Genomic DNA, 11,677 nt, shown 5'->3' with positions numbered 1-11,677 from the left:
CGTTGTTGATATTGTCTGAGTTGGGTCTGCTGTACAATCAGATTTTATTGCGCTGCTTCCAGATTGGACTGCGCCTGAATCGGGTCGGCCTGACTGCTGATTCCGGCGCGGGCACGCAAATTGGCAATTTCTGCAATCCGTGCAATGCCCTGAATCTGCTGCTGGGCAATCTTGGTAATCTCCTGATAGCGCTTAATATTCACTATTGCATCAGCCACTTCAAATGCGACCTGGTCCAGACTGACCAGCACCCTGGCCTGTTGTTCTGCCAAGCGGGCTTCTTCCACATTGACATTGGTTTTAATTTTGCCAAAGTCATACAGCATCTGGGTGGCATTCAAAGAAACCATTTGTCGTCCACGTTCACCGGAAGTGAGGTCACCTGTCCCGATACCCCCGGATAACTGCGGATAATAACCCGATCTCGCCACATCAATATTCGCGGCCTGCGCAGATAATGTCGAAATACTCTGGGTGATTTCAGGACGGCGCTGCACCGCCCGATGTACGGCTTCCATCAGATTCATTTTCTGTGGAATGCCAGCTGTGATCGTAGAACTTAAAGCTGGCTGTCCTGACTGTGGCCGGGTAATTTGCGGCAGCTCAGCTACTTTTGATGTATCTAATGAATAATGACCAAGCGAGGTAATATCAATGGTATGCGCTGACCGTGTTGGTTTGGGTGCAATCAACTGGCCCAAGCCATTCTTGAGATTGGCAAAATAATGGGGTGAGCTTTCTGCATGCCCCAAAGACACAGATAAAGGCAAAAGAAGAAATATCAATCCCCTTCTTTTTTGATCTGTTTTCCCCTGATTTTTTTTAAAGTGTTCTGCCCTAAATCGCATAATTATGTAATGTTTCTTGTTTTAGCCTAACAATATATCAAATCCCTTTAAAAGAAATCTTTTTCACTTTGATTTGATCAAAAAAAACCCTGCATTCGACAACTGGCGCCTGATGCAGGGTTTTTATAGAAAGCAGGATTATTTAAACAGTGAAATCATCACCCAGATAAACTTTTCTCACAGTCTCATTCGCCAGGATTTCTTCTGGTGTACCTTCAGCAAGCAATGCACCCTCACTGACAATATAAGCATGCTCACAAATCGCCAGCGTTTCACGCACATTATGATCGGTAATCAGCACCCCAATTCCGCGATCTTTCAAGGTCGTAATAATATCCTTAATATCTCCAACCGAAATCGGATCGACACCGGCAAAAGGCTCATCGAGTAACATAAATTTTGGGTCGGCCGCAAGTGCACGTGCAATCTCGGCACGACGTCGCTCACCTCCCGATACACTCATGCCCAAAGAATCTTTGATATGAGTGATTTTAAAGTCTGCCAGTAACTCCGCCAGACGTTGCTGACGTTGTGCCTTGGTCATATCTTTACGGGTTTCCAGAATTGCCATAATATTTTCTGAAATCGTCAGTTTTCGGAAAATTGAAGCTTCCTGCGGCAAATAACCAATCCCCTTACGTGCCCGTTCATGCATTGCGAGGTCGGAAAGATCCAGATCATCGAGATAGATTTCTCCCTTATCCATCCGCACCAGACCAACCACCATATAAAAACTGGTGGTTTTACCGGCACCATTTGGTCCCAGTAACCCGACAATCTGGCCACTTTCCATGCTGAACGATACATCTTTCACTACCCAGCGTTTATTATAGTTTTTCGCCAGATGTTTAATGGTGAGGGTTTGAACCTGCTGCGATTGCTCCATTAATCACGCGCTCCCGGGAAGGATGTTGAACTAGAGGGTGGAATCACGATTTGTACACGACCAGACGATGAACCGGTTTTGTTTGGTGTTCCGGTGGCTTCGATATCGCCTTTGTTCATGCTGTATTTTAAAGTCGCACCACGAATACTGGCACCGTCCTGTTGCAGGAAGGCATTGCCTGACAAGGTAATAATCCCGGTTTCAGCATTGTAGACAATTTTCTGCGCCTGACCTTTGGCAAGACCTTTGGCCGGATCCACTTTTTGCTGGAACTGTGCCGGGCTGCCAGTAGCCGTAATCAGGCTGATCTGACGCTTATTGTTCAGATTGGCCACAATCGAATTGGCTTGCAGCTTCATGGTGCCCTGTTCAATGATGACATTGCCCGAATACGTCGTCACACCCGTCCGCTCATTGAAAGTCGCCCGGTCAGCCAGCAAGGTGATTGGCTGGTTACGGTCAGATGGCAGTGCAAAAGCAGCGATTGAACCGAGTCCAACCACAGTCGCCAGCGTCATACGCTTCAGGAAAGTGTGCATCATTTTGGCTTTAGGAGTTTGGTTCATACTTTCCTCGAATATTAAAGAATTCGTATTGACCATCATTAAGATTGGCTTTAAGACCCTGGCTGACAAATTCAGCCTGTGGAGATTCCACAATCACTGTCTTGTCTGTTTCAATTTCACGTGTTTTCGGAAAAGCGGTCAGTTCTTCAGTACGAAACTGCATTTTCCCATTTTGCATGATTTTGGTGGCGAACACTTCTTGAGAGAGTACAACTTTTGTATTGTCATCATAACCATGCGCCATTTTGGCAAAGAAAGTTGCATCGACTTTGCCATTGTCATAAGTCGATGCTCGCAGATTTTCTAGCTTTGAAGTTTCTAGCTGCAGGTTCTGCTCAAGTCGGTCCACTTGGGCACGAACCGACACCTGGCCTGTTTCATCCGTCTGGGTTAAGTTAATATTTTGAGCGGAATAGGTCATGCTGCGCGCAGAATCTGCCTGCAGCTTGTTGCCCTTGCCGCTGTAATAGTAATAACCACCACTTATTGCGGCAATAATCACAGCCGTAATATATAAAACTTTAGTATCCATAAGCGGTGTACTTAATCCAAAAGATATGACTTATTAATAAGGCGCACGAGTATATTTTTCAAGTAACTCTTGGTACATGCCTTTGGACATTAACAGCATATCGCAGATTTCACGCACCGCACCACGTCCACCTTGGGCCTGAGTCACCAGATCGGCACGGCGGCGAACTTCAACATGACCATTAGGCACGGTCACTTTCATGCCGGCAATGGCAAAAGCAGACAGATCAGGCCAGTCATCGCCCATGTACAGGCAATCTTCAGGATCAATGTTGAGCTGTGCGCAGGCTTCACGAAGTGCTGTACCTTTGTCTTCACGGCCCTGATAGACCAGATCAACACCCAGATCCGACATACGCTTTTCTACGATATTGCTTTTACGTCCGGTGATAATAATCACCTTGATCCCTGCTTGCTGAACCAGTTTCATGCCCAGACCGTCACGAATATCAAAGGATTTGATCTCATCGCCAGTATTGGTCAGCGTTACAAAGCCATCACTTAAAATACCATCTACATCAAGCACCAGTGCTGCAATATGACGTGCCTGCTCTAATAATACATAAGATGCCATTTATTAATTTACCCCAGCCTGAATCAGGTCATGCATACTAATCACACCAATGACTTTATTGGCATCATCAACAACTACAAATTGATTAATTTTATGCTCATTCATACGTTCCAGTGCCACCACTGCACGTGCTTCCTGAGAAATGGTCAACGGATTTTTGGTCATCACGTCCTGAATAGCCAGATTGACATCAAAACCTTGCTGCTTATCAATCAAGCGACGCAAGTCACCATCGGTAAAAATCCCCAGCAACACATCATTTTCATCGACGACTGTGGTTAAGCCCAAGCGCTTGTTGGAAATTTCGTACAATACTTTATTCATGGCGGTATCTGGCGAGACTTTAGGTAAATCTGCGCCAGTACGCATCAGATGCTTCACATGCAATAACAGACGCTTACCCAGCGCACCTGCAGGATGTGAGCGTGCAAAATCATCCGAGGTAAAGCCGCGAGCATCCAATAAAGCTACCGCCAAAGCATCGCCCAAAGCCAATGTTGCCGTCGTTGACGATGTCGGCGCTAAACCCAGTGGACAAGCCTCCTGAATATTACCCAGCGTCAAAGCTACATCAGCATTTTGTGGCATTGGACCACGATCATCACCACTGATGGTAATCAGCGGAATTTCCAGATGCTTGATCAGCGGCATCAGCATCATGATTTCATCACTCTTGCCCGAGTTTGAAATTGCAATCAGCACATCACCAGCCACCAGCATACCCAAGTCGCCATGACCGGCTTCGCCCGGATGCATAAAGAACGAGGGTGTTCCGGTCGAAGCAAAGGTCGCCGCCATTTTACGGCCAATATGACCTGACTTGCCCATTCCGGTAATCACCAGACGGCCAGTACACTGTAGAATAATTTCACATGCCCGGCTAAAACGGTCATCAATCTGTGTTGCTAAAATCTGTAGTGCATTTTCTTCGATGCGAAGTGTTTCAAGTGCGACTTTCTGGAAATCTAGTTGATTCGCTGTTTTTTGTGGATTCAAAGCCTGTTTACCTACGCTAAGGACAGAGAAAAACTCTGGTTTGATGGGCATAATTTTCGCAATTTTAGCATAGCTATGCAATTGTAAGCTTTCTAAATGTAGAAGATTCGACGGATTTTTAATATATTCAGATTGTATTCAACTTGCGCAATCTGGTATCTCCACCTCTACATTCGCTCCATTTTTAAAACTATAGAATGTACTTATTTTTATTTTTTAGGGGAACACGCTTACGCTATCCAAAATAGGTTTGGTTCAAATCAGACCAGACTCATTCAAATATAATTCAATCATACTGGCAAACACTGCCTCTGAAAATGTAAGCTCAATATCGCCATTTCACTTCCTAAACCTCTTCTTCCTAAATCACTCTTGTCGCCTAACTCCCCTAAATAACTGAGGCTTTTTACGCTTTTATCTTTATGAATAATTATGCTTAGGTTAAGATGATTCATCCTTTTATTTGAAGTCTTTTGAACAGCTATGCAACCATTTGTTCTATATAACTCAGAGCAACGCAAAAAAGTAGAATTCGTACCTCGTGTTGAAGGTCAGATTGACCTGTATGTCTGTGGAATGACGGTTTATGACTACTGTCATATTGGACATGCACGTACAGTGGTTGCATTTGACTATATTATCCGCTTCCTGCGTAGCCAAGGCTGGAAAGTCAAATATGTGCGTAATATTACGGATATTGACGACAAAATTATTAAACGTGCCAATGAAAATGGCGAAAGTATCTCAGAATTAACAGGTCGCTTTATTGATGCGATGAATGAAGACTTTGCCAAACTGGGCTGCCTTGCACCTGATGTTGCACCTAAAGCAACAGATTATATCGATCAGATGCAAGATATGATCGGCAACCTGGTCGACAAAGGTACGGCTTATCCTTCCAATAATGGCGATGTCTACTTTGAGGTCGAGAAGTTTGCCAAATATGGTCGTCTGTCTGGCCGTAAATTAGAAGATATGCAAGCCGGCGCGTCTGAACGTGTCGATGTTGAAGTCGAAAAGAAACACCCGTTTGACTTTGTACTGTGGAAACATGCCAAGGAAAATGAACCGTCATGGGCATCTCCTTGGGGCAATGGCCGTCCAGGCTGGCATATTGAATGTTCCGCAATGTCAACCTGCTGCCTAGGCAATCATTTCGATATTCATGGCGGTGGTGCTGATTTAACCTTCCCGCATCATGAAAATGAAATTGCACAATCTGAAGCAGCAACTGGTGAACAGTATGTCAATTACTGGATGCATGCCGGATTTATTAATGTCGATGGCGAGAAAATGTCGAAGTCTTTAGGCAATTTCTTCACCATTCGCGACGTGATTGAAAAATTCCATCCGGAAGTGGTGCGTTACTTTATTGTCTCTTCCCATTATCGTAGCCCGGTAAATTACTCGGATGTTGCCTTAAAAGAAGCAAAAAATACCTTGTCTCGTTTCTATCACTCGTTTAAAACCTATCAGGCGGTTTATGGTGGTCATCTGGTTGAAACTCTGGATGAGGCTTTGGTTGAACGTTTTAATACCGCTATGCGTGATGATTTCAATACGCCTGAAGCGATTGCGGTATTGTTCGAAATCAATAAAGAGCTGAATCGTGCGGTGAAAGAAGAAAATGCAGAACAGGCAGCGATCTATTATGCAACTTTGCGTCACCTGACCAATATTCTCGGTCTGGTACAGCAAGATGTAGAAGAGTTCCTCAAGTCTGACATTGGTCAGGAAGCATTGGGACTATCACCTGAACAAATTGAAGATTTGATTCAACAGCGTCAGGATGCCAAGAAAGCCAAAGAATTCGCACGCGCAGACGAAATCCGTCAATCTTTACTTGATCAAGGTGTTGTTCTTGAGGATACCCGTCAAGGTACAGTTTGGCGCCGTGTTGATTAATTAATCAAACAGATTTATAGAGAGTTGACACTGCTGTGGAATTCTCTATAATTCACCTCATTGCGGGAATAGCTCAGTTGGTAGAGCATAACCTTGCCAAGGTTGGGGTCGGGAGTTCGAGTCTCCTTTCCCGCTCCAGAATACGAAAAACCCTTATCGAAAGATAAGGGTTTTTTATTGTGTTTGAAAAAAATTTATTAATAAAATGCATATCTCAAATCACTTATTCATCCTCTTTTACCCTGACATTTTTTTTGGGTTATTCATGACAAAGTGCTATTGTGGATAAACTTTAAAACTTTTAATCCCTTTCATAACGATATCGTTTCATGACTTATAAATTAAATGCTCGTCATCTAATTCTAGATCTTTTATATGCCTCTAAAAACTCAACCCTGTCTATTAAGCGGATATTAACTGCTGCTGAATTATTGGGTATATCTGACAATGGTATCCGTGTCGCTGTAGCCCGATTAAATCAGGAAAATGTCATTCAAGCTGTAGAGCGCGGCGTATATCAATTGCTAGAGAAAAAATTCGATACTTCTTTTATCAGCTTAAACAAACATCCTGATATGCAAACGGCGACCACGTGGAACGGAAAATATGTATTGGTCTATACCGGCACTTTGGGACGTGTAGACCGTACCGCCTTATCTAAAAGAGAAAAAGCGCTGCGTTATTATGGTTTTCAGGAACTAGAGCAAAATGTTTTTATTCGCGCCGATAATTTAACGTTGAATCTAAGTCCATTAAAAAAAGCTGTAATCCAGTTTGGATTAGATCCTGACGCACGTTTTTTCCAAGTCAGTCAACTGGAAAATGAAACCGAAGTTCGTGATTTATGGGATATCGAAGAGCTACATCAAACCTATCATGCCGTACAGCATGATATTAACGACTGGTTTGAGAATTACCAAAATCTGACTTTAGCAGAGGCTGCAAAAAGTGCCTTTTATCTAGGTAAGTCTGCCCTATTTAGTTTACGTGCTGATCCTTTGCTTCCTGCAGAATGGATAGACACCGATGCCCGACAACAATTTGAGCTCGCAGTCCGCAAAATAGAAAAACAGGGTCAACTTTTATGGCAACACTATTTTAAAGACCAAGGGGGCTAATTTATTTCTTTTTTACACACAAAAATAAATTGACTGTAATATTCCATCCAAATATATTGAATACAACAATAAGAACTAAATATAGGCAGAAGAATGAACAGCAAGGTCAGTGTCACAGAACTTTTTAGTCGTGATGAAATTAAAGAACTCACCATGACCTCAGACTTGCATGGTGCTTGGGCAGTAGGTTCAACCTGGACCATAATTGTCATGACCTTTGGCACGGTAGCCTATAGCTGGGAATATTTACCTACGTGGGGGAAAGTCCTGATGTGCGCGCTGGCATTGGCCATTTTGGCTGGCCGACAACTTGCGCTGGCTATTTTGATGCATGATGCCTCACATCATAGCCTGTTCAAAACCAAATGGTTGAACACTCATTTGACTGACTGGCTCTGTGCACGCCCGATCTGGAATGATGTCAGCAAGTATCGTCCTTATCATCTGAAACATCATGCTAAAACCTCGCAACCAGATGATCCTGACTTGGGGTTGGTAAAAAACTTTCCCATTACGCAAAGCTCACTATTCAGGAAATTCTTCCGTGACCTGAATGGGCAATCGGGGCTTAAATTTCTCGCTGGTCGAGTATTAATGGATCTGGAATTACTGGAATGGAGTGTTTCCAATGACCCCAAGCCAATTCCGCGTGGTGATCGCAGCAATTTAGAGTTAGCGAAAAACTTGCTTAAAAATAGTTCTGGTATGTTAATTTCAAATGCAGCAATTTTTTCTGCGCTTTGGGCCAGCGGCCATCCTAAACTGTATTTATTATGGCCTCTCGCCTATATCACCCCATTTCCTTTGTTCATCCGCATCCGTGCCATGGCTGAACATGCCGGATTAGAAACCAGTCATTCTGCCCTTAGCAATACCCGAACTACTCGTGCAGGCTGGCTGGCACGTGCTTTGGTTGCCCCGATTCATGTGAACTATCATATTGAACATCATTTAATGGCCTCTGTTCCGCATCAAAAGCTGGGGAGAATGCACCAGATGTTAAGGGAGCGTGAGTATGTCGATGCTCCGCCAAGTTATCTGGATGTGATTCGTTCACTTTTAAAAAAATAATCAACTTTCCCGATGCTTAGATTATTCCACTTCAATGCTGATGGGTTTCAGCATGTGAATGCGGATGTGAGGATTGTCCCCGATGTTCCGGCGGGCAATCTTCCGCTTCAATCTGCAAGGTCATCTCGGTAATATGATGCTCATGGTGAAGCATCTCAAAGGTCTGATGCCGCAGTTTCTGATAATCCACATTCGGTGCAACCAGATGCACGGTCAGCATGACTTTTTTGGAAGTAATCGCCCAGACCTTGAGCTGATGAATATCCTGGACCCCATCAAGCGCCAAAAGATCGTGACGTAATTTTTCAATATCAATTTCCTCCGGCACACCTTCAAGCAGAATATTGATGCTCTGTTTCAGCAAAATCCAGGTTCTTGGCAATACCCAAAATCCGATTAATACTGCAATGATTGTATCTATCCACATCCAGCCGGTGAAATAAATCACTAGTGCTCCAATAATCACGCCTACAGATCCCAGTGCATCACTGAGCACTTCCAGATAAGCACCTTTGACATTGAGACTTTCCTGACTACTAGACACCAGAATTTTCATGGAAATCAGATTAATGATCAGCCCCAAAACAGCAACAATCATCATGCCAAGGCTTTGAATTTCTGGTGGATGACTCAAACGCTGATAAGCTTCAAACAAGATATAAATCGCAACCACAAACAGCATTAAGGCGTTAAACAAAGCAGCCAAAATCTCAAAGCGCTGATAACCAAATGTCCGTTTATTGTCTGCCGGTTTTTGTCCAATTTTGATAGCGACTAAAGCGATAGCCAGTGCAGCAGCATCGGTAAACATATGCGCAGCATCAGAAAGTAAGGCCAAACTTTGAGTTAGAAAACCAGCAATCACTTCCACAATTAAAAAAGTGGTGGTTAATCCCAGCGCTATTGATAATTTTCTGGCATTTTTTGCAGTCACGGTGACATGACTATGCTCATGATGATGTGAATTTCCCACCGGCCACTCCTTCCTTCTTATTCAACGAGGACTGTATCCTCAGCATCTTTCAAGTCTTGTTCTGATTCATATTACGCTTGAATTTTATCTATTTAAGTAGGTTTTTTATGAACTGTTTTATCAGTCGACATTAGATTAAAGTTTTAGCTTTTTCATGCTCTGCCAGCCAAGCCTGTACCGAAGCCCGCTTAAAATTACGCTCGACATATTCTATTATTTTCACAGGAAGTTTCACCTGATGACTCAGCAGACGATGCAACATAAAGGCCAGATCAAAGTCTGCAATGGACCAGTGTTCAGTCAACCATATGTCCTCCAGCATATGTTCTGCCACATTCACCAAGCGCTGAATTTCTTCGGTGATCGGAGCTGTAAGAGATGTAGATATTTTTGGTGGATGAAATACCGAATCGGAAGGCATTTGTTGGCGGATTTGCATAAAATCGGTTTTGACCAAGGCTTGTATGGCGCGACATTTGGCTCTCGCCTGAATTTCCTTTGGATATAGTGCCGGATAACTTGGAGCCGAAAAGACATCTTCCAGATATTCAGTGATCGCCCATGATTCAAACAGGCTAAAGTTATCTACTATTAAAAACGGAACTTTAGCACTTGGACAAATGGCTTGATAAGCCGCAGATTTCTGTTGCTGCTGATCTAAATCAATCACGATTTCCTGAAAATCTAAACCCTTTTCTTTTAAGGCAACATAAACCGACATGGCATAAGGGCTGATTCTATTTTTATCGACATATAAACGTATATTCTGCATATCCTTGTTCCTGATGACCTTGTTGTTTTTATTCAGTACGGCAGCCTTACTCTACTCTCTTTTCTATATAAAAGGAAAAATGAACTGCTTGATGTAGCGATCACACGAAAAATTTTTACACACTTACTGATAGTGCAGAGATGCTTATTATTTTTTATTTTGCACGTGATGTGGGGCATAAAGCCTTTTATTTTGCTTTTGATTCACGTTAAATTAAATCATTCTCTTGATATCAAAAAACTATGTTGAACTTAGCCCACCTCCCCGATACCGTGTATGCCATTCAACATCTGGCCTTTGAAGACTTAGGTGCTTGGGAAGATATTTTTTATCAGCTCGGCTTACGTGTGCGTTATTTCGAAGCTGGTATCGATGATCTCACCAAGGCTTTTGAACATCCCGGATTAACAATCATTCTCGGTGGCCCAATTGCAGTCTATGAAACTGAGGACTATCCTTTCTTACAACAGGAAATAGACTTACTTAAAGTTCGCCTAGAAAAGAACTTACCAACGTTAGGCATCTGTTTAGGTGCGCAGTTAATTGCTGCTGCATTGGATGCCAAAGTCTATCCAGGAGATGTAAAAGAAATTGGCTGGTCTAAACTCAGTCTTACTTCTATTGAAAATAATCCACTAAAAGCTCTGGAAGATATTGACGTCCTGCATTGGCATGGTGATACCTTTGATCTACCTGAACAGGCAGAGTTACTGGCCAGCTCTGACCTTTATCCAAATCAGGCCTTTCAGGTAGGACAGAATATTCTAGCACTACAATTCCATGCTGAAGTGGTCAGTGAAAGTTTAGAGAAATGGCTGATTGGACATACCTGTGAGTTACGCAAAGCCCAGATCAATATCCCTGCACTGCGGGCAGATCATCAAAGCTATGCACCCGCGCTTGAACAGGCCGCCAGTTCGGTATTGCTGCATTATTTAGAAAACTTGCAACTTAAATAACCGTAATAAAAAAGCACCCAGTTGGGCACTGCTGTCCCATAGTTTGCTTTAAATAAAAAAACCTGAGTCCTAACAGTTAAAATATGAGTGCAAACAAACACTTTAACGACCAGGATTCAGGTTTTGTCACATCAGAATACCGTATTTCATGAGCTAATTAAACCTGTTGTGCGACAGGATTTTGAACAACTTGCTAAAGTACACCATGTTGGACAGAAATTTAGAGCGGCTTCCCGGTGGGATCAGTTTATTGCCATATTGATGTCTCAATTCTCTTGTAGGCAAAGTCTGAGAGATATTCAATCCAATTTGGAGTGCCAACAGGAAAAGCTAAGTCATCTCGGAGCAAAGTCTATTCCCCGAAGCACGCTGGCACGAATCAATGAGCAGCAGCCTGCTGCCTTGTATCAACAGCTATTTTACAAGTTGCTTAAATACTATGAACACTCAAAAGTAGCTCATAAATTTCGCTTTAAGA

Annotated in this window: 13 protein-coding genes and 1 tRNA gene; 6 read left to right on the top strand and 8 right to left on the bottom strand. The window is 43.0% G+C overall.

All coding sequences use genetic code 11. The features are described from left to right. Nucleotides 1-44 precede the first annotated feature (44 nt). The 6 genes from AC1P5O_RS01775 to AC1P5O_RS01750 form a co-directional block, all read right to left on the bottom strand. On the bottom strand, nucleotides 45-785 hold the full coding sequence (locus tag AC1P5O_RS01775) for a TolC family protein (RefSeq protein WP_499005535.1): 741 nt from the start codon (nucleotides 783-785) through the stop codon (nucleotides 45-47). Nucleotides 786-990: 205 nt separating this feature from the next. After that, complete coding sequence (lptB, locus tag AC1P5O_RS01770) at nucleotides 991-1,734, bottom strand: LPS export ABC transporter ATP-binding protein (protein ID WP_005104345.1); 744 nt, start codon at nucleotides 1,732-1,734, stop codon at nucleotides 991-993. Continuing rightward, a complete protein-coding gene (gene lptA / locus AC1P5O_RS01765) occupies nucleotides 1,734-2,300 on the bottom strand; it encodes a lipopolysaccharide transport periplasmic protein LptA (RefSeq protein WP_004646679.1) in 567 nt (188 codons plus the stop codon). Before lptA ends, lptB begins: the two co-directional genes overlap by 1 nt. After that, complete coding sequence (lptC, locus tag AC1P5O_RS01760) at nucleotides 2,284-2,832, bottom strand: LPS export ABC transporter periplasmic protein LptC (protein WP_004729873.1); 549 nt, start codon at nucleotides 2,830-2,832, stop codon at nucleotides 2,284-2,286. Before lptC ends, lptA begins: the two co-directional genes overlap by 17 nt. Nucleotides 2,833-2,865: 33 nt before the next feature. Beyond that, nucleotides 2,866-3,405, bottom strand: a complete 540-nt coding sequence (locus tag AC1P5O_RS01755) for a KdsC family phosphatase (protein ID WP_004279958.1) — start codon at nucleotides 3,403-3,405, stop codon at nucleotides 2,866-2,868. 3 nt (nucleotides 3,406-3,408) lie between these two features. Continuing rightward, a complete protein-coding gene (locus AC1P5O_RS01750) occupies nucleotides 3,409-4,452 on the bottom strand; it encodes a KpsF/GutQ family sugar-phosphate isomerase (protein ID WP_004279959.1) in 1,044 nt (347 codons plus the stop codon). 432 nt (nucleotides 4,453-4,884) lie between these two features. Here AC1P5O_RS01750 and cysS point away from each other — a divergent pair, with 432 nt between their 5' ends. The 4 genes from cysS to AC1P5O_RS01730 all read left to right on the top strand — a co-directional run bounded on the left by cysS (nucleotide 4,885) and on the right by AC1P5O_RS01730 (nucleotide 8,495). After that, nucleotides 4,885-6,306: a cysteine--tRNA ligase gene (gene cysS, locus AC1P5O_RS01745; protein WP_005263100.1), complete on the top strand. Its 1,422-nt coding sequence runs from the start codon at nucleotides 4,885-4,887 to the stop codon at nucleotides 6,304-6,306. A 62-nt stretch (nucleotides 6,307-6,368) separates the two neighbouring features. Continuing rightward, nucleotides 6,369-6,444 (top strand) — tRNA-Gly (locus tag AC1P5O_RS01740). Nucleotides 6,445-6,635: 191 nt separating this feature from the next. Beyond that, nucleotides 6,636-7,424 (top strand): PaaX family transcriptional regulator C-terminal domain-containing protein, encoded by a 789-nt coding sequence (locus tag AC1P5O_RS01735; RefSeq protein WP_005263101.1) that lies wholly within the window; start codon nucleotides 6,636-6,638, stop codon nucleotides 7,422-7,424. 93 nt (nucleotides 7,425-7,517) lie between these two features. Beyond that, entirely contained in the window at nucleotides 7,518-8,495 is a 978-nt protein-coding gene (locus AC1P5O_RS01730) for a fatty acid desaturase family protein (protein WP_005263102.1), read from the top strand. Between the two features lie 31 nt (nucleotides 8,496-8,526). Here the strand turns inward: AC1P5O_RS01730 and AC1P5O_RS01725 are convergent, their stop codons facing one another. Together AC1P5O_RS01725 and yfcF are read right to left on the bottom strand one after the other, a co-directional pair. Further along, on the bottom strand, nucleotides 8,527-9,468 hold the full coding sequence (locus AC1P5O_RS01725; protein ID WP_005263103.1) for a cation diffusion facilitator family transporter: 942 nt from the start codon (nucleotides 9,466-9,468) through the stop codon (nucleotides 8,527-8,529). Nucleotides 9,469-9,598: 130 nt separating this feature from the next. Next, entirely contained in the window at nucleotides 9,599-10,240 is a 642-nt protein-coding gene (gene yfcF / locus AC1P5O_RS01720) for a glutathione transferase (RefSeq protein WP_005263109.1), read from the bottom strand. A gap of 242 nt (nucleotides 10,241-10,482) precedes the next feature. On the opposite strand from yfcF, the gene AC1P5O_RS01715 reads away from it, so the two are divergent. Then, complete coding sequence (locus AC1P5O_RS01715) at nucleotides 10,483-11,199, top strand: glutamine amidotransferase (RefSeq protein WP_005263112.1); 717 nt, start codon at nucleotides 10,483-10,485, stop codon at nucleotides 11,197-11,199. Between the two features lie 123 nt (nucleotides 11,200-11,322). Further along, on the top strand, nucleotides 11,323-11,677 hold a 355-nt coding region (locus tag AC1P5O_RS01710; RefSeq protein ID WP_499005531.1), incomplete at its 3' end, for a DUF4372 domain-containing protein.

It is taken from the genome of Prolinoborus fasciculus (assembly GCF_056724605.1).
The sequence above is the reverse complement of the archived record's forward strand: the minus strand, read 5'-3'. Positions and strand labels throughout refer to the sequence as shown.

Bases quoted from the DNA above. Each gene is read 5' to 3' on its own strand.
- lptB (WP_005104345.1), bottom strand. From the start codon at position 1,734: ATGGAGCAATCGCAGCAGGTTCAAACCCTCACCATTAAACATCTGGCG.
- AC1P5O_RS01715 (WP_005263112.1), top strand. From the start codon at position 10,483: ATGTTGAACTTAGCCCACCTCCCCGATACCGTGTATGCCATTCAACAT.
- cysS (WP_005263100.1), top strand. From the start codon at position 4,885: ATGCAACCATTTGTTCTATATAACTCAGAGCAACGCAAAAAAGTAGAA.
- AC1P5O_RS01730 (WP_005263102.1), top strand. From the start codon at position 7,518: ATGAACAGCAAGGTCAGTGTCACAGAACTTTTTAGTCGTGATGAAATT.
- AC1P5O_RS01750 (WP_004279959.1), bottom strand. From the start codon at position 4,452: ATGCCCATCAAACCAGAGTTTTTCTCTGTCCTTAGCGTAGGTAAACAG.
- AC1P5O_RS01735 (WP_005263101.1), top strand. From the start codon at position 6,636: ATGACTTATAAATTAAATGCTCGTCATCTAATTCTAGATCTTTTATAT.
- yfcF (WP_005263109.1), bottom strand. From the start codon at position 10,240: ATGCAGAATATACGTTTATATGTCGATAAAAATAGAATCAGCCCTTAT.
- lptA (WP_004646679.1), bottom strand. From the start codon at position 2,300: ATGAACCAAACTCCTAAAGCCAAAATGATGCACACTTTCCTGAAGCGT.
- AC1P5O_RS01755 (WP_004279958.1), bottom strand. From the start codon at position 3,405: ATGGCATCTTATGTATTATTAGAGCAGGCACGTCATATTGCAGCACTG.
- lptC (WP_004729873.1), bottom strand. From the start codon at position 2,832: ATGGATACTAAAGTTTTATATATTACGGCTGTGATTATTGCCGCAATA.